Genomic DNA, 25349 nt, shown 5'->3' with positions numbered 1-25349 from the left:
AATTTTAAATTTTAAAACAATGAAAAAAATCATGTATTTGGTATGTACGGCACTTATGCTTGCCGTAGCACCATCAGCGAAAGCGCAATTTGTAGTCACCGATCCAGCAAATCTGGCATCGGGTATTCTTAACAGCGCCAACGAAATCGTTCAGACCTCTACAACGGTATCAAACGTCATTAAGAACTTTAAAGAAGTTGAAAAGATGTACAATCAGGGTAAGGAATACTACGACAAACTACAAGCAGTAAACAATCTGGTAAAAGATGCCCGAAAGGTACAACAGACCGTACTACTAGTGGGTAATGTTTCCGAAATGTACGTTCAGAATTTTGGTAAAATGATGAACGATCCGAACTTTTCTCCGCAGGAATTAGCAGCTATAGCCAACGGCTATTCAGCACTGTTGAATGAAAGTACCGAGCTGTTGAAAGAACTCAAACAAATCGTATCGTCATCAAGCCTGTCACTAAATGACAAAGAGCGTATGGATATTATTGACAAAGTGTATAAAGAAGTTAAAGAATACCACAGTCTGGTACGCTACTACACCAATAAAAATATCTCCGTAAGTTTCTTAAGAGCGAAAAAACAGAACAACACCAAAAGAGTGCTTGACCTGTACGGGACTTCAAACCAAAAATACTGGTAGTTATGGAATTTCAAAATCTTCACGAAGTCCTGCGTTCCTTGTATGATGAGATGTTACCACTCTCCGCAGATATGGCGGCAGTAGCTAAAGGTGTAGCGGGCTTAGGAGCTTTGTTTTATGTCGCCATAAAAGTATGGCAGGCACTCAGCCGAGCAGAACCGATTGATATGTATCCGTTGCTCCGTCCTTTCGCATTGGGCATCTGTATCATGTTTTTTCCTACGATGGTATTGGGAACCATCAATGCCGTGTTAAGCCCGGTGGTTACGGGAACCCACGCTATTCTTGAAAATCAGGTGCTTGATCTTAATGATTTACAAGCTAAAAAAGACCTGTTGGAACGGGAAACGATGTTGCGAAATCCAGAAACTGCTTACCTGGTAAGCGATGAGGAGTTCGATAAAAAACTCGAAGAATTGGGTTGGTCGCCATCCGATTTGGCAACGATGTCGGGAATGTACATCGAACGTGGTATGCACAGTATGGAACAAAGCGTAAAGGATTGGTTTCGTAACCTGCTCGAAGTGCTGTTTCAGGCGGCAGCATTGGTCATTGATACCATACGGACGTTTTTTCTGATCGTTCTATCCATTCTCGGACCCATAGCTTTTGCTATTTCCGTGTGGGATGGTTTTCAGAGTACACTCACCCAATGGCTCACCCGATATGTGAGTGTTTATCTCTGGCTTCCAGTCGCTGACTTGTTCAGCTCCATGCTTGCCAAGATACAGTCACTCATTATCGAAAAAGATATCGCAATGCTTGCTGACCCGACCTACATACCCGATACGAGCAATACCGTATATATCATCTTTATGATCATTGGTATCGTAGGATATTTTACCATTCCAACGGTAACAGGTTGGGTTATCCAAGCCGGAGGTGCAGGAAACTTTACCCGTAATGTAAACCAAGCGACGATGAAAGCCGGAAATATTGCTGGAGCTGGAGCAGGTTCGGCAGCCGGAAATATCGGTGGTAAGTTAATGGGCAAATAAAAACAATCTAATCATTCAAGAAAATGGAATTTAAAACCTTAAGAAATATTGAAAACAGTTTTCGCCAAATCAGGCTGTACGCCATTGTATTTGCCGTACTCTGCATAAGTGTTGTAGGATATGCCGTCTGGCAATCCTACCACTTTGCGGAGCTACAACGCCAAAAAGTATATGTCTTGGACAATGGCAAATCATTGATGTTGGCTTTAGCACAAGATGCAAGTATCAACCGCCCTGTAGAAGCAAGGGAACACGTCAAACGATTTCACGAGCTATTCTTTACGCTGGCACCTGATAAGAGTGCTATCGAAAGCAATATGAAACGGGCATTTAATCTTGCTGACAAAAGTGCCTTTGACTATTACAAAGACTTGTCAGAGAAAGGGTACTACAGCCGTATCATATCGGGGAATGTGCAACAACGCATCGAAGTGGATAGTGTGGTGTGCAATTTTGATACCTATCCGTATTCGGTGCGTACCTACGCCAAACAATTCATTATCCGTTCGAGCAATGTAACTAAACGAAATCTGATGACTTCCTGCTATCTGGTGAATTCTGTTCGTTCGGACAACAATCCACAGGGCTTTAACATTGAAAAGTTTGCGGTGATGGAAAACAAAGATATAGAAGTCATTGAACGCTAAAAATTCAGGATATGAAAAAATTAAGAGCAAACATTGACAGCTATTTTGACAAGCTGGACAATCGCTTTCGGGCATTACCGCTGAGGAAACAGCACCAATACACGCTGTACTTTTTTGTCGGGTATTTATTGCTTACCGCAGCTGTCATTTTCAAAGTCTGGTATGATACGGCTAAGTCCGATAATGATATGGTTATCGAGCATATCGAAAACCCTGTCCTTAAAAAAAAGAAAGCCCTGCAAGATTGCAGGACACATTATCAACAATTCTAAAAAATACGATTTATGAAAGAAAATGAGAACAAAAAATCAGTTGTTCGGGTAACGGAAGGGAACCCGGCAGCAACCGCTGATGTACTACAAGACGGTACACAGAACAAAATGGACAAGCTTAAAAAACCGCTCATCTTTGGTTTAATGAGTGTGGTTTTCTTGGGTTGTATGTACCTAATATTTAAACCATCCACAGAAAAAAACGAAATCGAAAACATTGGGTTAAACGATGCTGTCCCACAAGCAACGGGTGCAGGAATGCCTGCCGACAAAGGCAAGGCTTACGAATTGGAAATGTTGGAACGTAAAGATCAAGAAAAGCGAAATGCTTTAACTACGCTTTCGGACTACTGGAACACGGACAGCTCAGAGGATAATGAAAACGAAATACCCGACGTCGACGAAAGTTATGGTTTTGGCGGTAGTAAAAATCCAGAGAAATCTGGCAATCCAGCATTAAGTAGTTACCGTAATATGCAAAACACATTGGGTTCATTTTATCAGAATGAAAATTCCGAAACAATGGAACTCCGTAAACAGTTGGACGAGATGAAAGAAAAACTGGCTGAAAAAGATGTGCCACCTGTTACAACTGTAGATGACCAACTTGCCCTAATGGAGAAATCCTACCAAATGGCAGCAAAGTATTTGCCAACAGGAACAAATTCGACAGAAGCTGCACCTGCTAAAAGTATTGCTCCAGCTACAACGGCTTCAACACAAAAGGAACAATTTGTATCCTTTACCTCATCAAGAAAGAACACCGTTTCTGCTTTGTACCGTGAGCCTACCGACAGTGCTTTTATAGCCGATTGGAACGAAACCAGAAACCGTGGCTTTTATACCGCAGGTTTGGCGGAGCAAGTTGTACAACCCAAAAACAGTATCAAAGCCTGTGTACACGATGAACAGACGGTTATTGGCGAAACGGGAGTTCGTTTGCGCTTGTTGGAATCTGCCCAAACACCTAATCGCACCATTCCGAAAGGAACGATTGTAACCGCTAATGCAAAATTTCAAACAGGTCGATTACAGCTAAAAATTACTTCTATAGAATTGGAAGGCAACATCATTCCGGTAGATATAACCATTTACGATTTGGATGGACAACAAGGTTTGTTCGTGCCGTATTCATCAGAAATGAATGCCCTTACCGAAATGACTGGCAATATGAGCCAGACTTCAGGAACCAGCGTAATGCTTACGCAATCGGCAGGACAGCAGGTAGCGGCAGACCTTAGTCGTGGCGTGGTACAGGGAATTTCCGGTTATTTCGCCAAGAAAGTAAGAACACCGAAAGTGACCCTAAAAGCAGGGCATCAAGTATTTCTTGTTACTAAAAAATAATGTTGAACTCAAATAACTTAAAAACAATGAAAAATCATTTAAAAACCTTTTGGGCATTCGCCCTGATGATCGGCTTTGCCATATCCTCTTTTGCACAAGACAGTATAAGAACACCACTTGCTTTAGGCAAAATAGAACCTTACCAAATGGAAGTCACTTACGACAAAACTTCCCATCTGATTTTCCCTACCGGTATTAGATACGTTGATTTGGGAAGTGAATATTTGATTGCAGGAAAAGCAGAAGATGCCGAAAATGTATTGCGTGTAAAAGCTTCGGTAAGGGATTTTGAATCCGAAACCAATTTTTCAGTGATTACAAATGACGGACGCTTTTACAGCTTTAATGTCTATTACAGTTCTTATCCCGATGTCTTGAGCTATGATCTTTTGTCGATGCAAAAGGCAGTGGACAAAACCAATGGAAACGATGTGCTTTTTGAAGAGTTGGGTAACAATTCACCATCATTGGCAGGCTTGCTATTGGAAACAATTTACAAGAACGATAAACGCATTGTAAAACATATCGGAGCTAAGAGTTTCGGTATTCAGTTTATCCTGAAAGGAATTTACATTCATAACGGTAAATACTATTTCCATACAGAAGTAAGAAACCGTACCAACGTGCCTTTTCAGATTGATTTTATCAATTTCAAAGTAGTGGATAAAAAGATAGCCAAACGGACCGTGGTACAGGAACGTCCGATGATACCGTTAAGAACTTACAAACCATTGGACGGTATTAATGGAAAATCGACGGAACAAAACGTATTCCTTTTAGACCAGTTTACCATTGCTGATGACAAGATATTACTGATTGAAATTTTCGAGAAAAACGGTGGCAGACATCAAACGCTTCAGATGGAAAATTCCGATTTAATCAAAGCCCGATTAATAAACGATATGCACCTTAAATTTTAATAACCTTTTAAAGCAATTATATGAAAAAGTATATCTATACCGTGATGCTCGTTTTGATGGGTATCACCGCCACTCAGGCACAACGGATGTTACCTAAACAGAAAGGATTGGAAATTAATACAGGCGTATTATCCAATGATAATATTGGGAATGATTATTACATCAATATCGGAATGACCGTGAACGGTAAAAACGGCAATTACCAGCTTTGGGCGTTGGAATATACACACCAATACCACGACTACAAAGACCTTCGCATACCGCAGGAAACTTATACTGCCGAGGGCGGTTATAGTTTCTTCCTGTTGGGCGATGCTCGTAAGAACATTATGCTTAATGCCGGAATAACAGGTGTAGTCGGTTACGAAAACATCAACCGTGGTGAAACGATGTTGTATGACGGAGCGAAAATTCTGAGTGAAGACAACTTCATTTACGGAGTTGGTGGACGGTTAACTTTTGAAACATACCTGTCCGACCGATTTGTATTAATCTTGCAAGGACGTACAAAAGTATTATGGAGTACGGATCTGCAACAGTTCCGACCGTCCGCAGGTCTAGGATTAAGGTTTAACTTTTAAAAACGTATAATAATGACAACATTTTTCAAACCATTTAAAATAGGATTAAGCCAGATATATCTACTCTTGGCAATCCTAACAGCTTCGGTTACACTAGTGTCCTGTAGCAAAGACGATGAACTGGAAATACAAAACGATTTTCCTTTTGAGGTAAAGATGATGCCTGTTCCGAAAGAAATAGCCAATGGGCAGACGGTAGAAATCAGGTTAACCATACAGCGAACGGGTAATTATAACAACACGCAATACTATCTTCGTTACTTTCAGTTTGACGGACAAGGCACACTTCAGCATTATGATGAACCTCCGTATTTACCGAATGATCTGTATCCATTACCTACGGAACAATTCAGGTTGTATTACATTTCAAATTCCAACGTATCACAATCTTTTGAAATTTGGATTTCGGATAGTTTCGGGAACGAAAAGCAACTAAGTTTTGACTTTAATAGTAGTAATTAGAAAAACACCATATAAAACAAAACCGACCTGTAAACAATTTTACAGGTCGGTTTTTTGCTTTTTAACTATCAGTGTATGAATGATTTTGTTTAAATTTACTTAAATCATAATTTTATAGGTATGGATGCAGTTACTTCTCAACTGATGCTGGGGATTATTCCTCTTGTTATAGGAATAGGACTTGTTTATTGGGTAAACCGCAGGAAATTTTACAGGCGTAATGCTGTAGGTGCTGAGGGTTTTTCAAGCTTTGAATCATCTGTATTTATCCGTTTTGTAGAGCGTATAGGTAAGTGGATTGCCTACGTTTTGATTATTATCGGTATTCTTTTCATTTGGTCGTATTCTCACATGAAGAAAGATAAAGAAAAACAACAACAAAAAGTAAAAACAGAAAAAAGCCTTCTATAACAATAGCCGAAGATAAACGTGGATTTCAAAATCTTGTATAGCTGTCATGCCTCGTTATTTGTATCCCGTTTTATATGTTTTATCAAGTTTATTTTGAATTATTGTCGCAACGACTAATACTTCTGTCATTTCTGTCAGTTGCGTGTCTTCTAATAGTTTTGGATCATGCGCTTTAGGATTTCTATACATACTGAAAAATCCTTTTATAAAATTAGCAAATCCCTTATGTTCGCTTTCATCACTTTCAGATTGTAAAAGGTTAAATGCTAACATTGGTTTTTTTTCACTTCCCAAACCAAAACATTCATCAACTAATAATGCTCCGTCAGAGATATAACCGCTTTTCTGGCGAAGTTTATGAGCAATACTTTTAGTAATTTCAAGGATTGCATGAAAATAATTTTCGTTAAGCCATTCAGATTCGCAATACAGTAAAATATCCTGATGAATTCCTATTCCGTGAACTCGTTCCTTTATTTTCATAGAACGATTCTTGGCTTCGGGTATAGTTTTAGCTTTATCTACAATTTTTGGTTGACCTTCTTTATTTATTTCAATTCCTTCATAAAGTAATTTTTCATTTATAGAAGTTCGGTGCTTTTCAAAACTCGCTTCGCTGTCGTAACGTTTAGGGTCTATAATTTTTATTATAAAGCTTAAAACATTATTACCACAATTATCTTGTTTCTGTCTTGATGCTAATGTGTAATAAATTCTATCTGGTTTATTTGTTCCTTCTCCAGTATCTATAAGTCCTGAATTGTGAAATTGCTCATTAATTTGCTTATGAGTCAAAATTTCTTCTCCAATTATTATGGAAATACTTCTTAATGTGCTCGGATTAAAACTTTTTGTCATTGATATAAGGTGTGTTTATAATGAGGTATAACATTTGACGGCTTGCGATGTAGCGGATTAAGGAAGTCTAACCTTTCGGTTAATACTGATTTTACGAGAAAAAAACCAACTTCAAATTAAGTCTAAACCTACCATATTGCCAAGCGGTTGGGTGATGTATTTTTAATTTTCAGTTTTCCATCTTTTAATATGATTTTGAAGTCCAGTTTTATCACCTCCTTTAAAATAGCCTCCAGAGTTTAGCTTATCAATTAGTTTTACTACGTCTTTTACATCATCAGATTGCCAATTTAGTTCAGATAATAAATAACTGTTAATTTCAACTGGATTTAGTTTATATTCATATTTGTTTAATGCTCTTAAATATGTTTTGCATAAATTTTCATCCGATGGATGCGTTATTCCTGTAGACATATTAATAGATCTCGTTAAATCATTTAGAGCATTTTGAACAACTTTATCAGGTTGATTATATTTTTCAGAAGTTCGATTAGTTAAAATATCAACTGCCCCCCAAGTTTTAGCCCATTCTTGAACACCATTTTCATTCCATTGATGTGCAATTATCGCAACAACACTTTCAAATTCATCATATAAATATAATTCTTCGGAGCGTAAACCAAAAGCTATTAAAACGCGTTTTTTATTCCAATCATCATTAATTGTTTTTATCGTTTCCGTTTTTATAATTGGAACTGATGGGTCAATTTTTATTCCGTTAAAAATTTTTTTCGCATCTCTTGTTTCAAAAATTCTCTCTAAATATCCAGTATTATTTTTTGTATGAATTAAAGCAGTAATTTCTTGAATTTCATTATTCTCAAAGCAAATTTGAATAGCTTTTTTTAAAGCTTTTAATTCATTTTCTTTTATTGGACCAATGTTACTTGAATAGAATCTTATTTTCTCCATATTTTCAGTTTTATTATATCTCCCAACTCTCAAATATACACATTGCCTATTTTGTATATTCCTCAGTAGTACTTATCTTTTCAAATTTACAAAATAATTCCTCTCGTAATTACAGTCATACGCCAAATACCGCCATTCAATGCCAATTGCTACAACATTGTACAATCCCTTAGAAACCCTTTGTAAATTCAACTTCCACAGAAAAAGGATAAACTTATGGAAGTTATTGCAATACAAAAATCCGCATTGGATGAAATGAAGAATGAGCTAAGTGAACTTTTGGAAATGACCGAAAATGCCACAAGGAAATACACACCGATTTTCAAAGAAGAGAAATGGCTGGATAACCAGGAAGTGTGTTTGATGATGAACATTACCAAACGGACTTTACAGCAATATAGAGATGATAAAATCCTGCCATATATACAAATAGGGGGTAAAATAATTTATAAGGAAAGTGATATTCTGACAATTTTGGAACAGAATTATACATCCAATATATAACCAATTTTTATTCAGATTGTGTTTTCGTATCGGAACCACTTTAGTATCTTTGTAGGAACATATAGAAAAATCTTAAAGTGTTTTTACTTTAAGTCCCACATTGAAAACTGGTAATTTTTAGACAACGGGACAATAAGGAAGAACGCTCATGCCATAGGCGTGGGCGCTCGCTTATTCGTTGTCGGGTATACCAGTGCCTCAATGTCGGTGTAAGTGTAGTTGCCTGCGCTTTATTTTTTGTGCAGGGCTACATCAACTCAAAAAAGATACAATATGGAAACTGGTATAGCACAACAAAAAATCACCCTCGCCTTTATCAATGATAAAAGTCCAATTTTGGATTTGATTTGCAACGACCTCGTTGCTTCAGGAATTGAAGTATTGTTTCGTTCGGAAAACATTGAAGACGGACTATCTCAATTATCAGCATTAAAAGAACTTCCCACAGTTTGTATTATTGACCTTGATTTTTACGATAAGAATGTATTGAAACAACTTCAAGAATTAAGAACAAAGTATCCAGCCTTAAAATTGATTGCCCATAGTGATATTGATGAAGAAGAAACAATAAATGCTCTTTTACAAATAGGTTTTTCCAGTTATCTGCTTATCGGTAGCGATGCAGACGATGTAAAAAAAGCCATTGAAAGTGTTTCCAATGGCTGATAGATATTTTAGTTGGGGAGCAGTAAAAATCGCAGAAGAATATTTTTTTTAATCAATAACGCTTCAACGGCATAAAATATCTACTCTTATACTTTATAATATTTCTTTTTAAGCCAAAGACTGACACGTACTAACAGGATTAAGACCGGTACTTCAATCAATGGACCAATAACTCCCACAAATGCTTGTGGAGAATGTATTCCGAATACTGCTATAGCTACCGCAATGGCTAATTCGAAGTTATTTCCTGTGGCAGTAAAAGAAATAGCTGCATTCTTATCATAGGCTACATTCAGGGATTTATTCATAAAAAAACTGATAAAGAACATCAATACAAAATAAATCACTAATGGAATGGCCACCTTAACCACTTGCATAGGTAGTTGTACAATTTGCTCCCCTTTTAGGCTAAACATTAACACAATTGTAAATAGCAAAGCATACAGGGTAAATGGTGATATAAATGGTATAAATTTACGGGTATACCAATTCTCACCTTTTATTTTAGAAAGATATTTATGACTTAAAAATCCTGCTAAAAAAGGAATTCCTAAATAGATGAGTACGCTTTTAATAACTTCGCTCATCTCTATTGAAATAGCATATTCAGCAAAACCAAAATAAGAAGGTAGTACATTGATAAATAGCCAAACAAAAAAGCTGTAAAATACGATTTGAAAAACACTGTTTAATGCAATTAGAAGAGCGGCATACTCTCTATTTCCTTTCGCCAAATCGTTCCATACAATGACCATAGCAATACATCGTGCGAGACCAATAAGAATTAATCCGACCATATAGTCTGGCTCATTTCTTAAGAATATCACTGCTAGAATAAACATCAAGATAGGACCAACAAGCCAGTTCAAGATAAGTGATAAGCTAAGCACTTTTTTATCCTTAAACGCAAGAGGTAAAAGATTATAATTTACTTTAGCCAAAGGAGGATACATCATGATGATCAGTCCGATAGCCAATGGAATATTTGTGGTTCCAACTGATAGTGAATCCATCAAATTAGAAATACTTGGAAATAAATTCCCTAAGAGCACACCTAATCCCATTGCCAAAAAGATCCAAAGTGTTAGATACCGATCTAGAAACTTCATTTTTACTTCCATCGCTATTCTTTATTTTATTTGTGAAAAGACATAAAACATTTCTGAAGCAATTTCTAAACTTCTAAGATTATAGACCTGGTCTTGTTGGTCTGTATTGTCCGAGACTTTAGGATCCTCAAATGTAATAGGTACACGTTTCTCAGCACCAGCAATAAATGGACAACCGCCGTCTGCTTGTGAACAGGTCATGACGGCAGCAAAGTTGGATTGAGGATTGAATGCTGCATCGTATGTTTTAGAGAAACCTATTATCGGTAACGCATTTTTATCATATTTGAGTGCATATACCGGATTAGAACCTTCGGAAATGGTAATTACCTCGATTCCTGCTTTTTCAAATGTTTCTGCAATTTTAGGAAACATAGCTGTTTCTTCTGTACCACCTGAATAACAAAAAACCCTAGGTATCTGATAGTATGCCGCCGCTATTTTTGCCCATACTTGAGACAGGTGACTTCTACGTGAATTATGAGTACAGATAAAATTGATGTTAATATCTAAGCCATCTGTAGATTTACCTTGGATATAGTCAATCAAGGGTTGCAAAATAGCTTTGCGCCCTTGATTGATTTCAAATTTTAGTATATCGGTAACTGTATTTACTAATTTTGTGTTCATAATGGTGTTTTGATTAACAACAGCCTGATCCTGGTGCACAGCTATTGGATTTTGATTCGTCCATTTCCGAGAGATTAGGAATACCACAAGCATCTTGTGCTAAACAAGCTGTGGTTTTGTTCGTTAAAACAAAATTCTTACCATTAAATTCCAAACCAAATTTCCCAATGGTTCCGCTTTGATACTCTACTTCGATTTCGTGATCTCCGATATTCAGTTTTGTTTCGGATAGTTCAATGATATGTAAAAGCTTACCAGGTTTTAATCTGTGCTCATAATCGTCTGCATTCCACAACTGGAAATTCACAGTGTTCTCTGCGCGTGTTACTCCACCACAATCAATGAAATTTTTAATAATTTGTCCTACTTCGGTAACGTGAAAGTGTTCCGGTACAAATGTTCCGTCTTCTAATTGAAATTCAACATTTTCTAATGTTGGAAGGATTTGTTTGATTTCTGATAGTTTCATACTATTTTTATTTAAATTATTTCTCAATAAATCGTTATATTACGATGTTACTTTGTAAAAAAATGCTTAACAACATTTTTTCAAATCGATATTCTGTGCAAAAAAGTCTTTGAATTCTTCTGAAAAATCTTTCCATACGGCATCGTCGATACAATAGCAAACAGATTTTCCTTCAATAGTGCCTTGAATGAGTCCACTAGTCTTGAGTTCTTTTAAATGCTGAGAAATCGTGGCTTGTGCCAATCCCAACTCTTCTACTAAATCATTGCATATACACGCTTTTTGATTTATTATATATTGTAAAATAGCTAATCTTGCAGGATGAGCTAAAACTTTAAACATAGTTGCTAACGTATTCTTCTTGTCACTGAACAATTCTGATTTAGTTATTCCCATTTATAAATCTTTTAATTAAATTTAATATCGCAATATTACGATATTAAATTTAATCCAACAAGGTTTATTTATTTTTTTTCAAAATAGGTCAGATATTATAAATTAAAACTTTGATAACTAAATAAATCAAGCGACGTTCTTTTGCTTCTTTTCTTTGGTCGCAGATATGGAAAGAAAAGAAGTCGATCCAAAACCAAATACTGGGTTACTTCTCAATTAGTGCTAGGTATTATTCCTCTCGTTATAGGGATAGAGCTTGTCTATTGGATAAACTATAGAAATTTTTAGGCGTAATGACATGTGCAAAGGAATTTTCGAGCTTTGAAACATCTTTAATTATCTGTTCAGTAGAACGGATTTCATTATCAACGGCATTCTATTATTTTGTCATATACCCCAATGAAGAAAGACAAGGAGAAACAACAGCAGGAAGTAAAACCGAACAACCTGCTCCACGCAAATAATCCTTTAGAAAATATAGTTTAAAAAAGCAAATCGAATAATCTTGAGATCACTCGATTTTTTAAAGGGGTAATTCTTAATCTTTTTTTCCAATCCAACCTAAATGGGTGTTTTTAAAATCGTCTTTGAATTTTAGTCCATAGCCAAACATTCTATCCATTGATGAATGACCGAATAAAATCACTCCTGCTAATGTGAGCAATGAATTATTTAACCAAAACCCAGAAATCATAATAATTATAGCTAACAATTTGTGATGGAAGAAATTATATAGCCAAGCACCTATTTTGGTATTGATTAAATAACCAATCATTGATAAATCGGGCAATAGAATACAGATTGGGAAAATCCACCAGGAATAATCCAATTGATTAAACAGGATTATAGAGAATATAAACTGTCCCAATTCTTCCAACTTCAAAAGATTATCCATTTTGTTTGTCATAGCTACTGATTTATTATTAGAATACAAAAGTGTAAAAATTCACTTCGGTATCTCTTGACAAAAATCAAGAATTTTCAGCCTGACGTTTTCTTATCCTGCTAAATGTTTCGGGTGACATTCCCAAAACAGAGGCAATGTATTGTAAAGGAACCTGATTAAACAACGCTCTGTTTTGTTCAAAATACAAATCATACCTTTCTTCTGCTGTCATTGATAAATGAGAGAAAACTCTATCCTCAATCATTGCAAAGCATTTTAGAATTAATCTTTTTTCAATGGTATTCCATTTGGGAAACTCTTTGCAAAGTTTATGGTAGTTTGTTTTGGTAATAGTCAATAATTTTGTATCGGTAAACGCCTGTATTGTCCAGCGATTAGGCTGGTCAAAAAAGAAACCTGAAACTTCCGTAATCAAGAAATTTTCAGTAGAAATCCATTGTGTAATTTCCTTTCCATCTGATAAAGCGTAAACTCTTAAAATTCCGGATTTCACGATGCTGAGCCTGTCGCAAACTTTTTCTGACTTTGTGAAAAAATCATTTTTTTGAAGCTGTTCTTCATGAAAATATGAATGAATTGTTGCCAACTCTTTATTGGTAAGTTGTCCGAAATGTGTCTGTATTACTTTATTAAATTCTTCCAAGGTAAGATTTTGAAATTATTGTAAATCAATCACAAAGATACAAATAGCTATCGATCAATGACAAAAGTCTTATTTTAGATTTAATTTGTAATGATATTATTGCTTCAAGAGTTCAAACCTTAATGGTCGACGTTCTTTTGCTTCTTTTCTTTCTCGTAGATGTGGAAAGAAAAGAAGTTCCAAAAACAACAAATGGGATACCAAATATCCCACGCAATAATCTCGTAACCTGTTTGATAAAATGTAAGAATGGAATTGTGGAGCGGTGCATTTTAGCAAAGGGGTTGCACCTAATTAATTTGGCATTGCTAATTAAATATAGATAATTGATTAGCAATGCGTAAAATTTAAAGCCTTTTAAATTAAAACAAATTCACAGCAACAAATCCTCCAAAATTATTTTCATTGATTTTCATAGGTCCGTACCAATCAAAATTAGCCGCTGCTCCAAAAGAAATGTCTTTGTAGGTCAATCCGGCACGAAGCATCACATAACTTCTAGTGTGAAAATCGTACCCTAAGTTGTGCGTATATAATCCTTGTAGTCTGGTGTATAGATTTAGTTTTTCGTTTATTGCCGGCTTGTATTCCACCAATGCGAGCGCATCAAAATTTGCGTTTTTGGACAAATCAACTCTTGGATTTACAACGGCTAATAATTTGGGATTACCATACGAAAAAATAGCTCCTGCCGATGGTCGGATTCCGTCAATAGGATTCCAGATGAAGCCACTTGACAAATCAATCCCTCTAACGATGCTATATGTCAAATTTCCCTGAACCATATAATCGTTCACTTTTGGTTCTCCCCATTCAGCCTGGATATTGGTAACACCAAAAAAACCGAGTTTAGGAATACTCTGTAATTTTTTATTGATAATCATTTGGTAAGCCAATGCACGGTCTCCTGCGAAAGTTTCCATAAAAATTGGCGGATTTTTTACCGCAGGAATAGTTGTTTCTTGTGCTTTTGTCGAAAAAGCAGACAAAAACAAAGTTATTCCTAAAAGTACTTTGTTGAAGTGTTTCATATCTTAATATTGTTTTGTGCAAAATTAAATCTTCAACACATCATTATTAAGCAAGAACAAATCAATTATTGGTACTTTTCAATCATTCTGCGGTATTCTAATGGAGATTGTTGTGATAGTTTTTTGAAAAACTTGCCAAAGTATGATAAATCGCTAAATCCCAAATCAAAAGCAATCTCGCTTATGTCTTTTGAGGTTTGCAAGAGCAATACTTTAGCTTCTTGCAAAAGGATTTCATTATACACCGTTTGTGCTGATTTTCCAAGATCCTTTTTTATAGTTTTATTGAGATGATTAGGTGTAATGTGTAGCATTTCTGCCAGTTCGCTTATATTGTACGCTTTATCTAAATTGGCATTAATCAATCCTATATAATCTGCGGTTAAATCTCGTTTTTTATTGATTTTCCCTTGATTGGCTTCTGTTTTTTGAAAGTTGATTTCTGTAATAACAGTCCGTAAATATTGAGCAATCAATTTTTTATTTTGAGTCCAATTACTCCTATAAAGATTATTCATCATTGTGAGCAATTGATAGATTCGGTCTGTAGTTTCTTCGTTTATGGTTGTTTTGTTTAATTGACTGTTTGTTAGTTGCCAATTTAGCAGAAGTGAATTATCTACAAGGAAATCATCTGAAAAATGACAATAAAAACCATTTAGATTTTCTGAATAAAAGTCAGTTGTAGAAACCTGTAATTGCGGCACACTCAATAACTCGCTTTTATGAATCTTGTAAGCATTTATTCCGACCTGTCGTTTTGCGAAACCTTCCGTAACAATGAAAAAATCATTTACTGTTTTTTTATGCGGTGGCAATGGTAATCGTAGATTTATTGTTTTGTCGTTCAAAGCGTGAATGAAAAAATCGTTTACGCTTTCTCTCAATATTGCCTGATGTGGTGCAAAATCGACAAATTGATTTTTAAAATCAAAAGGATGAAAAATGGAAATGTTCTTTTTCTTGGACAAAACTTGACGGATTACATTTATGCTGTATTTAAAAGAAATAGAAACAGCTATTTTCAAAATAGCAAATTTAATAAATCTAAGCTAATATAATCAGAGCGACGTTCTTTTGTTTCTTTTGCTTTGGTCGCTGTATGGAAAGAAAAGAAGTCAAGTCCAAATACAATAAATGGGATACCAAATATCCCACGAAAAAATCTCGTAACCTGTTTGATAAAATGTAAGGGAAGGAATTGTGCGAAGGTACATTTTGACAAAGTGGTTGCACCTTTTTAATCGCAAAAATGCGTTTCCGACCGAAGCGAGGAATTGCATTTTTGCCGCCCACTCCGATAGCTATCGGAGTGGGGTCAGGCGACCTTTATGGGATGGGTAGTAAATTCTTTCAAATTGTGAAAAAAGCCTCTGTATGGGGTCATTCCATAGCGAAATAAGCTCCATAATAATGAACAACCCATTTGAGTTAAAGAGGAATTGATAAACAAATCCTGTTTTTCTAATGCTTCGGCTAGACTACAACTTGGCGTGTCGTCCTGCTCTTCAGACTGTTTTAATAATTCTCCAAATTCATCCGTAATCATTGGCAGGCTTGCCACCGTTTCGTACTTTTCAGAATTGGGTTGTTTTATCTCTCCGATAGTGGATAGTAATACTTGCCCTGTATGCAGGCTGTTGCCAAAGTCCAACCAATATTTGGGTTCGTCCCGATGGTGTCTGCGGTTGCTTAATTCTTTTAGTATTTCGGCAACGCCAAACCTCGCTTTTACGTTATCCACACAAGTAATGTAAATGGTTGCTTGTGCATATTCGGGCAATCTTCCTAAACCGTCTTTCTCAAATAAAATGGTTTCCGCTTTCCAATTTGTACCCGAAAAACGGTTTGCTCGATTGATGAGTGCTACGGATTTGTACAATCCTGTTTCACATTCTGCAAAACGCTGTCTGCCTAAATTGGCATTGGTTACAATATCATCATCCCAAAGACGGATTTGCAGACCTGCGTGTCCCAATTCTATTAAACTGTGATTCATTTCCATTAAGGCGGTCAAGACTTTTGAACCTGTACCACCTGCACCGATTACGTTTACCGAAATCGGATTGGTTGGACTTATCAGATAACTATCCGTAAAATGCATTTTTTGTTTCTCTGTATTCATCACAATAGATTTTTAAGTGTTTTGTTATTCTTTTTCAATACCTCTTTAGGAAAGGGATTGCCTGTTTGGATTAGGTCTTTCCAAAAGGTTACACAATTGCCATTTATCGGGCTATTATTGCCCAATAAGTGACTGAAATAACTATTGAAAAAATAGTCTTCCCAAGCCATTATAAAATCTTCGACCGAAGCCGAGTTTGTAATGTTGATATTGACCGAACCCATACATACTTTACCATCTTCATAGATATTTAAAAATGGTGCGAAATATAAAGGCGTTTTCTCTGTCGGTCTTCTATCACTTGCCAATGCAAATACCGAAAGACTGTTTTTATTAGCAAACCAAATCATTGGCGGTACATACGCCAATCCGTTGGGGATGTCCAAACCACTCACAAAATACAGTTGTCGCCTTTGCGCTTTGGTGTACCACAGTACCGCACCTTTATCGGTATTCGGATTGATATGCAGAATGTTTGTCGGCAAAATCCCATTGGATTTTAAAAAGACATTATCCTTGTCCTTTTCGGTCTGTAATGCTCTTGCCAATACATTTGCTTCACGCTCGGTCAAAGGATGGGCATTGAGGAGATTTCCATTTTTATCCATATCAAAATGCTCCACATACACATCTGTAGTCGTTCCTTTGGTTTCATAGAACACTAAAGCGGATTTCGGGTGGTATAATGTTCCGAAACTTGCGGTTATGTCGTTCGTATTATTCATTTTCTTGTCGTTTCATAGTTGTACAATAGGTTACATATATCGTTCAAAAGGGCAAACAATCTGTTCTCAAAATCAAGGTTGGTTGTTATTATTTGACTTCCGTCAAAACGTTTGCAAATGGTTGGTTCTTGCATTGCTCCGTATTCGTTAAACTCATTATTGATGCTGTCGGCAATGCTCTCGTATAACCATCCTTTTGTGTGTGCTATAAAAGAAATGTACTTTTCCATACCAATGATTTCGTTTTCTTCTTCCTCACTTTCGGGGTCTTCATTTATTGGTGCATTTCGGAAAATACTTGCGCTTGGATATTCTGTATATAACGCAAAGGCATTACAAGCCATCTGCCAACAATCGTGGTCAAATGTATCACGACTTTTAAAAGTGATTAAACGCTGTTCAAATACTTGTAAATTGACACGGTTAAAAAGTTTTTTTTCTATGCTGTCGCCAATCAATTCCGCTTTTATAAACTCCCGTTTGTACACTTCGGTTTCTTCCGTTTCATCGTCCTGTTCCACCCAATCTTTGTGCATTTCGTACATCCAATACAAATAGCTTTCTTCCTGTCTGAAATAAGGAATATCCGCAATGTGGTACAGATAAGAGCAAACAGAAATGAGCAATTGCGCATTCCTTTTCCGTTTGGGGTCGTGTAACATCTGATATAGCGGTTCAATCGGAATATAATAAAGTGTTGTACCTGTGTTATATTTTTCCTCACTGATAAAATAGGTTTTCTTACTGTCCTGTATCAAACGTATTTCCTCCCAATTCAGCACATGTTGCTTTAGTTTTTCTTCCATATCCCAAATAGCCAATGCCATATTGTAGGGATATTCAAATTGGTTGGTCTGTATTGGTTCTATTTTGTAATGTTCGGCAAGTTGGGAAAGGGACTTATAAAAATCCCTCTGCGTTTTTGCAGTTTTCTTACAAGCCTGTACCGTTTTGGTTTCTTTCAGTTTGGGCAAAAAAGAAGTTCTTAGAAAACCATTGGCAACATTTCCGTTGGAACTGATTTCCGTTTGTCTTTGAGAATTTCGTTTGCGTCCTTTGGTTTTTGCATCCAATTGGCGAACTCGTTCAACTGTTGGAACAACTGCCTTTGTTGTTTTTGTTCGGGTGGTTTGATTGTCCCCGATATGATATGTTTGTGCATAATTCATCGCTTTAAAAATTTGGTTTAACCTTTTGTACCCATTACGCTCTCAAATTTGTACTCTACTGCATCGTCTTTAATTTGCGGTACAGATATTTTGGCGGTGGTCAATATGGGGTATGTATTGGCGTAAAAATTCAATACGGCTTCCACGCTCCAACGTGGTTCGGGGTCGGTCAATCGGATTTCTTGTCCTTTATCTTTGAGTATAAATACTCGCTCTAACTGTGTTGCTAATAACATAATTTCTAATTTTTTCAGATTAATATTCTTGTTCTTCTTCCGCTTCATCTATCGGATAATCGGACAAAGTTTCCTCTTGTAATGGTTCGGTTTTTTCTTCCTCTGCTCCAAAAAGGCTTGGTGTGGCAAACTTGTCGGATAATGAAATTTTACGTTTGCGTATCTCGTCCGCCTTTTCTGGAAACTCGGTTATATCAGGTACTTTCATCCACGCTTCACGGAATTTGCTTTCTTTCTCCAATTCGTCCGCCTTTGCCATTGCGTCTTTGAATTTCTTGTCTTTGGCTTCCTGCTCTTTCTTCTGTTTGTCGATTTTTTCTTTCTCCATTGCCGACTGCTTTTTAGCCTGCTCCAATTGCTTCATAAAAGCTTCCATATCTACCATTAATCCCGAAGCGGATTGAATAGGTGCGGTTATCTTATCAAAAAAACCATTGTCGAGTTCTTCCGCTGTTCCCCTTAAATTAAATGGTGGTATCAGTTGCTTTGCGTTATCTCCGCATTGCTCATTCTGAAGTATTAAGGAAACAATAAGATTGTTTTCTGCTCCTTTTGCTATGGTAAGTTGAAGATTACCTGTAAAATTCAACTGCGTTATCTGATTGAAAAAATTTGCGTTCATCGTTCTAAAATTTTAATGGTTTTTTACTCGTGCTTTTATTGCTGTCAGTTTCTCGTACATATCCGTCCAATAGGCGTTCTGTCGTCTATCAAAATCGGTGTAGTTTTTGTCCTCGTGCCTGTATTTGGTGTACCGCTTGGTTATATGGATTGCTTCCTTTAGGTCGGTTACTTCGATTGGATAACCGTTTAAGTCTGTTACTTTCATAGGATTGTTATTTTGCGCTCCAATAGGGTTTCCAAAATTTCACAATCACTTTCGTACGCTTCTCCCTCAAAGTGATAGGTATTCGTTTCTTCGTCAAACTGATACGTTTCAAAATCCTCCTCTTCCAAATAAATATCCGTGAGTACCTTGTCAGAAAATGTTGCCCTACCATATACAAGATTGCCCATTTCCTCATAGTCCTGTACGAAATTCACTTGGTAGTATTCTGCTATCTTTTGGACAATTTCAATATTGGGTGACCATTTTGTTTCGTACTGAAAAACACCTGTATCTCCCTCGTTCCAATAGATATTAAAGAAATACCCTCCATTTTCATTTGGGACAAAATCAGGTAATTGCCCTTGTTCTGTCTGTTCTTCTTTTTTCTTCATTGTTTGAAAAAGCTGTTGTATTTGTTTGATTACTCCCTCGTTTCCCTCAAAAACAATCGTATTGCTGCACCAATTTGCCATAATGTTTGTTATTAGTAGGCTACCACCAATTAAAGCGGTAGCCTGTGGTTATTTAATTAAGATTTAGGATTTCCGCACCGTCCGTTGCAAAAGAGGTACATAGGTCGAATGCTTTTTGTGATTTGAGTTGAGCCGTTCCACCCAGTACGATACTCTGCAATTTGGCTTCATCATTTTTGTAACTTCTTACATTCTGATAGTAGCCTGTAACGGCATTGTATGCGCCAAACAAAGTACCTTTTGTGGTGTCCATTTGCTGTGTATCACTTATCATTGCATAGGCAAAAGCATCTTCAACTGTGTTTTTAAACACGGTTGAAATTTCATCTTCCGCACCTTTTTTAAGTAAATCCAATGTTTCTTTATTCGGGCAAAGTGCCAATTGAATTAACTTTTTGACCTCTTGGTCTGTTACCTTTACCTTTGCCCACTCATTGAAAATCCCCTCTAATTGGTTGCTCAATGTGTCGGCAAGTCCCATAATCTTGTGAGCATTTTCTATACGCCCTTTTGCTCCCGAAGTGTGTTTTATGCGGACTACATTGGTCATACTTCGCAATGAAGCGTTCAACGTATTTTGGCACACGATACGGATAGGTGTAAATGCGGCTGTGATACTTCCGCTACCATCGTGCGAAGTGGTCAAGAAAATATATTTTTCTGTTACATCATCGCCATTGCCTACACGGATATAGTCGGGTAATTTGGCTGTGATAAATATGCGTTCTCCGTTACCTAATGCTCCTGCGGTTTCGTACAGAATACCCTCGCCACCACCTACAATAGCATCAAAGAAATTAAAGGCTTCACGGTTTTGTACAATATGGTAATCTTTACCGACCACACCCAATACGGCATTGTTATCGGTGCGTATGTTGGCGAAATAGTTTGGAACTTCCAATTCATTACTACCTATCTCTATGCCGTTAGCTGTTTCAATAATGCCCGAACCTTTGGTAAACAGTGGAGATTTTACGACTTCATAGTCTAAACCTGCGTGTCTGATAGCTTCTTCGCTTGTTGGGTATTGCTCCACGATTTGCCCCAAACCGTGCCACGCTTTTTGTTGTACGCTAAAGAATGAATAACGTCCTGTTCTCTCGTTGAAATTGATATTATGTGCCATAGCTTAAAATTTTATAGTTTGAAAAATGATTAAATACTCGTTGTTAGAATGGGAGGTCGTCTTCTGTTTCCTGTGCTGTAACCTTGTTACTTTGGGGTTGTGTAGGAGCTTGTGAAGTTTCTGCTCGCTTACTACTTCCGTGCAGTTTGATTTGCGAAGTATGGAAATTCAGTCCTGCTCTTAATTCTCCGTCATTACCTGCCCACGCTCTTGTGCTTACTCTGCCCGATAGTTCTACCAAAGTGCCTTTTGTGAGTAGCTTGGCTACATTTGGGGTTATCCAATAAGAGCAGTCGAAATAGGTTGTTTGCTCGATGCGTTCGCCCTGCTTGTTACGGTAGCTGTCGTTTATTGCTACTGAAAAGTTTACTACTTGTTTGTCCTGTGACGTTGTGCGTATTTCTGCATCCCTTGTCAGTCTTCCTGTGATGTTCATGATTTCTACTTTTTTGCGTTATTAAATTTGTTCTGATTTTGATTTTTTAAAATTTATTCGGTAATGAGAGGTGGTGCTGAAGTTTCGTTTCTCTTTTCTACCATTTCCAATGTTTATATTTTCCATTTCTGACATTTTTTTTATTCGTCTAAAGAGCCGGAGTATGCTTTGTTTCGTTTCACGAGCATAAAAGGTTCGGGTTTAGCAGTAACAAGGTTTTGACAAAAAAATACGACCCGAATGGGTGGAGATTATTTTGCAAACCCGGAGGGCATGACCTTTTTGCTGTGTTAAGAACACGGAAATACCTTTGCTCCTGAAATAGGACAAATCAGCATACTGGCTCTTGAATAAAAAAATGAATTGGAAGTAATGAAAATGACTTTGTGTAAATGGTCTATGTGATTACAAAACCTGCACTCTTGCAGTTAGCCTACTTATCTGTTGTGTAAATAAGTGGCTGTGGAAGCCACGGAAAGGGTATGGAAGAAAATATTGAAATGAGTTGTGGAGGGAATTTTCTTCAAGATTCTTGATTAAAGTATCCAATCAAAGCTCTTTTATGAGCCTTGGAATTTGCAGATGGAAAATAAATGTGCTTTGAGGATGAAAAAATATGGGCATAAAAAAAGCAGGATCGTCAAATCCTGCTTAATTCATCTTTTTTTAATAATCTAACTTCCATCAACTCCTTCCAACAACTTCCGAATATCTTCGTAACGATAGTACATCAATCCACCTATTTTAGTATAGGGTAATGTTCCGTTTAATCGGAGGTTTTGAAGTGTACCTGCCGAAATTCCTAATAATTTACGTACCTCATAGCTTTTCAACCATTCCTTTGGTTCTTGTGCCGATTTTCTCATATAAGGTGAATGTCTTTTGATTTCTTCAAAAAGTTCTTTTTTAAAACTTTCAAGATCCTCTCGGGTGATAAGTTCTACTCTCATTTGCAATTCCTTTGATATTATTAAAATAATTTTCTGAAGGGCACAACAGTCTTCTATTATCAATTCTGCCACTATGAATACAAATGAACTGAAAGTAACTAAAGGTTTTAATAAATTGGCATCCAAAGGCACCATTTGGCTAGAAAAGGCATGGCTTACCTGACGCATTCTTTATAAAACCTTCTATAAAATAAATCCATTGCATCGGGCTAACCCTTTACAGCCATTCGCTCCCTTAGATTCTGCATATCCTCGCTAAGTTTGTGTTCTACAACTTTTGCATAGATCTGCGTAGTACGTATAGAGGTATGACCGAGCATTTTACTTACAGATTCTATTGGCACTCCATTACTCAAAGTCACGGTTGTCGCAAATGTATGTCTTGCAAGGTGGAACGTAAAATTCTTATTGATTCCACAGATCTCGGCAATTTCCTTTAAGTAACCGTTCATGCGTTGGTTAGAAACGACTGGAAAAAGTGTGCCTTTTGCTACCGCTACGGGGTGGTCTTTATATTTCTTAACCAATTGGACTGCTTCTGGTAAGAGGGGGACCCTAACCGTTGTGTTCGTTTTCTGTCGGTTGGTCATTAGCCAGTCCCGACCGTCGATTCCTTTAACGATGTTCTCTTGGGTTAGGTTGAATATATCAATGTAAGCAAGCCCCGTGTGACAACTAAAGAGGAACATATCAAGTACAGATTGCAATCGTTCTATTTTAAAGTTTTTCTTGCTTAGTACCTTTAATTCCTCTTTTGTAAGATGACCTCGTTCTACTTTGTCGAAGTGTAGTTTATATTTGGAAAAGGGATCCTTCTCCAGTAAGTCCATCATAACAGCCATATTTACGATTTTCCGCAAACGCTCCATATGTTTCATCACTCCATTATTATTAAGAGCTTTATGATGATCAACTGATTCATAATTAATAAGGAAGTTTTCAAAATCCAAAATGAATCTATAGTTGAGTTCATCCAGTGATATATCGCTTTTGTTATATTGATGTTTAACAAACTTTTTGAGATAGTTTTCTGTAGTGTAATAGTTCTTCATGGTACCTGGTGCAAGTTTTCCAATAGCTACTTGCTTATGATACTCAATCATCTTTAACAAGGTCATCGCTTCTTCTATATCCTCACCAAGGTACTTGGCTTTAACGGCATCCACCGAAACTGGTTTGTTTTGCTGTATCAATTCTTGATAGCAATCAAAAATCAATGAACGCACCTGTTCCATGTGACTGTTCAATTTTACGATTTCTTGCCGCTTACCTTTTGCTCTTCCTTTTGCTTCATCCCAATTGTTAATCGATACTTTGTTTTTTAAGGAAATTTCAGTTCTGCGACCGTTTACTGTAATCCTTGCATAAACAGTGGCCATCTCATCTTTCTTGTTCTTGGGTAACCGTAACACGAATTGAATCCCAAAGGTGTTTTTACTCTTCATATCCATTTATTTTATGTTCAACTCATACTCTTTGGAGCAGTTCTCTCATTCCATCCTTTGGATGGAATGCAGTAAAGAAGTCAAACAATCATAAATAGCATCAAAATAAATGTTGTAAATAAATGATTTACAGTTATTTATAAGCTATTCGGTGAGTAAATATAAAACTTAAAAAGACTCACCGTTTAACTCACATTTAGATTGATATTGATTGGGGTTTCTTGATATGATATAAAACAAAAAACCCTCAAATTCATAGAATTTGAGGGTTTTAGACCTTACTTAGTGTAAGTGTGGTCGGGGTGGCAGGATTCGAACCTGCGACCTCCTGGTCCCAAACCAGGCGCGATAACCGGGCTACGCTACACCCCGAAAGTTGCGGAGAGACAGGGACTCGAACCCTGGCGACGGTTACCCGTCGACAGATTAGCAATCTGCTCCGTTACCACTCCGGCACCTCTCCGTTGCACGAGAACCTTAGGCTCTTTGCGGTTGCAAACATAAGATAACTTTTTATAAAATACAAATATACGCGGTTGAAAATTTTAAGGCGGAGCCTTTTTTAAGCTGCTATTTTACCTCTAAAAAATTAAAGCGCTGTGCGGATGTATTTTATAGCGCCTTCGCATTTTTAAATCCGTTCTATATCGAATTAAATCGCTAGTAATACATTAAAGGTTCCCGGTTTCTACCAAGCCATTGCCGGTAAAAGTAGACTTTTAGTGCCTTTCAAAAACCGCTTATTCAGCTTGTAACTGCTGCCATTCCCCCTTTGTAATGCGACACAGCTGCTCTGTTCGTTTGGCATTTTCCATAAAAGTCTGTACGCTCTCTTGGGTGAATTGGTAAGTAAAACCACATTTGTCCAATACGTGCTTCGACTGGGTGTTGTTGTCAAAATAACCGCTCCAAATCGCTTGCAGTTTTAAATCGTCAAAACCATAACGCAGAATCTCGCGTACCGCTTCGGGTATCAATCCCCTGCCCCAAAAAGGCACGCCAATCCAATACGAAACCTCTGCTTCGTCCCTTCCGATATCGAAATTGCTAGCTGTTCCAAGCAAGAGTCCCACGAGTCCGATTGCTTTGTCTTGACCTTTTAAAGTAACTGCAAAAACCCCAGGCTGCGCGAAGACGGTTTTTATCACTTCAGCGCTTTCCTCCACACTTTGATGCGGCGGCCAACCTGCTATAGGTCCCACCCTTTCGTCTTGCGCAAATTCGAATAAACTCTCCGCGTCTGTATCGCGCCAAGGGCGCAATACCATTCTTTCTGTCTGTAAAATCATCCTTTTCTTTTTTATACGGCAAATATAGTTTCGCAACTCTGATAAAGTGTTGTTCAAACTTTCGCAATTGGGGTACTTTTAGCAACATTAACCACTGTAGAAGCTAAATTAACCTATATTTACGGTACAAA

33 protein-coding genes and 2 tRNA genes are annotated in these 25349 nt (G+C 37.0%); 11 read left to right on the top strand and 24 right to left on the bottom strand.

Annotated elements, in window-relative coordinates:
• Positions 1-19: 19 nt before the first annotated feature.
• From ACQZ43_RS08495 to ACQZ43_RS08455, 9 genes are all read left to right on the top strand, one after another.
• A complete protein-coding gene (locus ACQZ43_RS08495; RefSeq protein WP_430611652.1) occupies positions 20-652 on the top strand; it encodes a DUF4141 domain-containing protein in 633 nt (210 codons plus the stop codon).
• A 2-nt stretch (positions 653-654) separates the two neighbouring features.
• A complete protein-coding gene (gene traJ, locus ACQZ43_RS08490) occupies positions 655-1650 on the top strand; it encodes a conjugative transposon protein TraJ (protein WP_430611650.1) in 996 nt (331 codons plus the stop codon).
• Between the two features lie 23 nt (positions 1651-1673).
• Positions 1674-2297: a conjugative transposon protein TraK gene (traK, locus tag ACQZ43_RS08485; protein WP_430611648.1), complete on the top strand. Its 624-nt coding sequence runs from the start codon at positions 1674-1676 to the stop codon at positions 2295-2297.
• Positions 2298-2308: 11 nt separating this feature from the next.
• Entirely contained in the window at positions 2309-2569 is a 261-nt protein-coding gene (locus tag ACQZ43_RS08480; RefSeq protein ID WP_430611646.1) for a nitrogen regulatory IIA protein, read from the top strand.
• 12 nt (positions 2570-2581) lie between these two features.
• Positions 2582-3916, top strand: a complete 1335-nt coding sequence (gene traM, locus ACQZ43_RS08475; RefSeq protein WP_430611644.1) for a conjugative transposon protein TraM — start codon at positions 2582-2584, stop codon at positions 3914-3916.
• Positions 3917-3942: 26 nt separating this feature from the next.
• Positions 3943-4836 carry a conjugative transposon protein TraN gene (traN, locus tag ACQZ43_RS08470; RefSeq protein ID WP_430611642.1) on the top strand — a complete coding sequence of 298 codons (894 nt, stop codon included), beginning with the start codon at positions 3943-3945 and terminating at the stop codon, positions 4834-4836.
• Positions 4837-4856: 20 nt separating this feature from the next.
• The gene (locus ACQZ43_RS08465; RefSeq protein WP_430611640.1) at positions 4857-5417 is read left to right on the top strand and encodes a conjugal transfer protein TraO; all 561 of its coding nucleotides are present in this window, start codon (positions 4857-4859) and stop codon (positions 5415-5417) included.
• Between the two features lie 12 nt (positions 5418-5429).
• On the top strand, positions 5430-5879 hold the full coding sequence (locus ACQZ43_RS08460; protein ID WP_430611638.1) for a DUF3872 domain-containing protein: 450 nt from the start codon (positions 5430-5432) through the stop codon (positions 5877-5879).
• Between the two features lie 120 nt (positions 5880-5999).
• On the top strand, positions 6000-6290 hold the full coding sequence (locus tag ACQZ43_RS08455) for a molybdenum ABC transporter permease (RefSeq protein ID WP_430611636.1): 291 nt from the start codon (positions 6000-6002) through the stop codon (positions 6288-6290).
• Positions 6291-6344: 54 nt separating this feature from the next.
• On the opposite strand, the gene ACQZ43_RS08450 is transcribed toward ACQZ43_RS08455, so the two are convergent.
• Positions 6345-7148, bottom strand: coding sequence for a TIGR02391 family protein (locus tag ACQZ43_RS08450; RefSeq protein ID WP_430611634.1), 804 nt, complete (start codon positions 7146-7148; stop codon positions 6345-6347).
• A 162-nt stretch (positions 7149-7310) separates the two neighbouring features.
• Complete coding sequence (locus tag ACQZ43_RS08445; RefSeq protein ID WP_430611632.1) at positions 7311-8060, bottom strand: hypothetical protein; 750 nt, start codon at positions 8058-8060, stop codon at positions 7311-7313.
• Positions 8061-8276: 216 nt separating this feature from the next.
• Here ACQZ43_RS08445 and ACQZ43_RS08440 point away from each other — a divergent pair, with 216 nt between their 5' ends.
• Both ACQZ43_RS08440 and ACQZ43_RS08435 read left to right on the top strand, forming a co-directional pair.
• Complete coding sequence (locus tag ACQZ43_RS08440; RefSeq protein WP_430611630.1) at positions 8277-8564, top strand: helix-turn-helix domain-containing protein; 288 nt, start codon at positions 8277-8279, stop codon at positions 8562-8564.
• A gap of 273 nt (positions 8565-8837) precedes the next feature.
• Positions 8838-9230 (top strand): DNA-binding response regulator, encoded by a 393-nt coding sequence (locus ACQZ43_RS08435; protein ID WP_430611628.1) that lies wholly within the window; start codon positions 8838-8840, stop codon positions 9228-9230.
• A gap of 86 nt (positions 9231-9316) precedes the next feature.
• On the opposite strand, the gene arsB is transcribed toward ACQZ43_RS08435, so the two are convergent.
• The 22 genes from arsB to ACQZ43_RS08325 all read right to left on the bottom strand — a co-directional run bounded on the left by arsB (position 9317) and on the right by ACQZ43_RS08325 (position 25218).
• Positions 9317-10351: an ACR3 family arsenite efflux transporter gene (gene arsB, locus ACQZ43_RS08430; RefSeq protein WP_430611626.1), complete on the bottom strand. Its 1035-nt coding sequence runs from the start codon at positions 10349-10351 to the stop codon at positions 9317-9319.
• 9 nt (positions 10352-10360) lie between these two features.
• Positions 10361-10969 (bottom strand): low molecular weight phosphatase family protein, encoded by a 609-nt coding sequence (locus tag ACQZ43_RS08425; protein WP_430611624.1) that lies wholly within the window; start codon positions 10967-10969, stop codon positions 10361-10363.
• Between the two features lie 13 nt (positions 10970-10982).
• Entirely contained in the window at positions 10983-11438 is a 456-nt protein-coding gene (locus ACQZ43_RS08420) for a DUF6428 family protein (protein WP_430611622.1), read from the bottom strand.
• 66 nt (positions 11439-11504) lie between these two features.
• A complete protein-coding gene (locus ACQZ43_RS08415; protein WP_430611620.1) occupies positions 11505-11834 on the bottom strand; it encodes an ArsR/SmtB family transcription factor in 330 nt (109 codons plus the stop codon).
• Positions 11835-12372: 538 nt separating this feature from the next.
• On the bottom strand, positions 12373-12741 hold the full coding sequence (locus ACQZ43_RS08410) for a DUF4260 domain-containing protein (RefSeq protein WP_430611618.1): 369 nt from the start codon (positions 12739-12741) through the stop codon (positions 12373-12375).
• Positions 12742-12805: 64 nt separating this feature from the next.
• Positions 12806-13384: a Crp/Fnr family transcriptional regulator gene (locus ACQZ43_RS08405; RefSeq protein WP_430611616.1), complete on the bottom strand. Its 579-nt coding sequence runs from the start codon at positions 13382-13384 to the stop codon at positions 12806-12808.
• A gap of 362 nt (positions 13385-13746) precedes the next feature.
• Positions 13747-14415 carry a hypothetical protein gene (locus ACQZ43_RS08400; RefSeq protein WP_430611614.1) on the bottom strand — a complete coding sequence of 223 codons (669 nt, stop codon included), beginning with the start codon at positions 14413-14415 and terminating at the stop codon, positions 13747-13749.
• A 65-nt stretch (positions 14416-14480) separates the two neighbouring features.
• Positions 14481-15443 (bottom strand): helix-turn-helix domain-containing protein, encoded by a 963-nt coding sequence (locus tag ACQZ43_RS08395; RefSeq protein WP_430611612.1) that lies wholly within the window; start codon positions 15441-15443, stop codon positions 14481-14483.
• Positions 15444-15733: 290 nt separating this feature from the next.
• Positions 15734-16540, bottom strand: coding sequence for a PRTRC system ThiF family protein (locus tag ACQZ43_RS08390; RefSeq protein ID WP_430611610.1), 807 nt, complete (start codon positions 16538-16540; stop codon positions 15734-15736).
• Positions 16540-17265, bottom strand: coding sequence for a PRTRC system protein B (locus ACQZ43_RS08385; RefSeq protein ID WP_430611608.1), 726 nt, complete (start codon positions 17263-17265; stop codon positions 16540-16542). Before ACQZ43_RS08385 ends, ACQZ43_RS08390 begins: the two co-directional genes overlap by 1 nt.
• Complete coding sequence (locus tag ACQZ43_RS08380; protein WP_430611607.1) at positions 17262-18434, bottom strand: hypothetical protein; 1173 nt, start codon at positions 18432-18434, stop codon at positions 17262-17264. Before ACQZ43_RS08380 ends, ACQZ43_RS08385 begins: the two co-directional genes overlap by 4 nt.
• 17 nt (positions 18435-18451) lie before the next feature.
• Positions 18452-18670 carry a PRTRC system protein C gene (locus ACQZ43_RS08375; protein ID WP_430611605.1) on the bottom strand — a complete coding sequence of 73 codons (219 nt, stop codon included), beginning with the start codon at positions 18668-18670 and terminating at the stop codon, positions 18452-18454.
• 19 nt (positions 18671-18689) lie between these two features.
• Positions 18690-19292: a PRTRC system protein E gene (locus ACQZ43_RS08370; RefSeq protein WP_430611603.1), complete on the bottom strand. Its 603-nt coding sequence runs from the start codon at positions 19290-19292 to the stop codon at positions 18690-18692.
• A 12-nt stretch (positions 19293-19304) separates the two neighbouring features.
• Positions 19305-19499, bottom strand: coding sequence for a hypothetical protein (locus tag ACQZ43_RS08365; protein ID WP_430611601.1), 195 nt, complete (start codon positions 19497-19499; stop codon positions 19305-19307).
• Positions 19496-19972: a hypothetical protein gene (locus ACQZ43_RS08360; RefSeq protein ID WP_430611599.1), complete on the bottom strand. Its 477-nt coding sequence runs from the start codon at positions 19970-19972 to the stop codon at positions 19496-19498. Before ACQZ43_RS08360 ends, ACQZ43_RS08365 begins: the two co-directional genes overlap by 4 nt.
• A 52-nt stretch (positions 19973-20024) precedes the next feature.
• On the bottom strand, positions 20025-21098 hold the full coding sequence (locus ACQZ43_RS08355; protein WP_430611597.1) for a DUF932 domain-containing protein: 1074 nt from the start codon (positions 21096-21098) through the stop codon (positions 20025-20027).
• 43 nt (positions 21099-21141) lie between these two features.
• Complete coding sequence (locus ACQZ43_RS08350) at positions 21142-21534, bottom strand: single-stranded DNA-binding protein (protein ID WP_430611595.1); 393 nt, start codon at positions 21532-21534, stop codon at positions 21142-21144.
• Between the two features lie 674 nt (positions 21535-22208).
• Positions 22209-22484, bottom strand: coding sequence for a helix-turn-helix domain-containing protein (locus ACQZ43_RS08345; protein WP_430615636.1), 276 nt, complete (start codon positions 22482-22484; stop codon positions 22209-22211).
• Between the two features lie 209 nt (positions 22485-22693).
• Positions 22694-23929 carry a site-specific integrase gene (locus tag ACQZ43_RS08340; protein ID WP_430611593.1) on the bottom strand — a complete coding sequence of 412 codons (1236 nt, stop codon included), beginning with the start codon at positions 23927-23929 and terminating at the stop codon, positions 22694-22696.
• Between the two features lie 294 nt (positions 23930-24223).
• Positions 24224-24301: transfer RNA gene (locus ACQZ43_RS08335), tRNA-Pro, on the bottom strand.
• A 7-nt stretch (positions 24302-24308) separates the two neighbouring features.
• Positions 24309-24392 (bottom strand) — tRNA-Ser (locus tag ACQZ43_RS08330).
• Between the two features lie 277 nt (positions 24393-24669).
• Positions 24670-25218 carry a GNAT family N-acetyltransferase gene (locus tag ACQZ43_RS08325; protein ID WP_430611591.1) on the bottom strand — a complete coding sequence of 183 codons (549 nt, stop codon included), beginning with the start codon at positions 25216-25218 and terminating at the stop codon, positions 24670-24672.
• Between the last annotated feature and the right edge of the window lie 131 nt (positions 25219-25349).

Origin of the sequence: Flavobacterium sp. JP2137 (assembly GCF_050562195.1) — a bacterium.
Classification (GTDB): Bacteria; Bacteroidota; Bacteroidia; order Flavobacteriales; family Flavobacteriaceae; genus Flavobacterium.
This window is presented reverse-complemented; position numbering and strand designations above follow the sequence as displayed.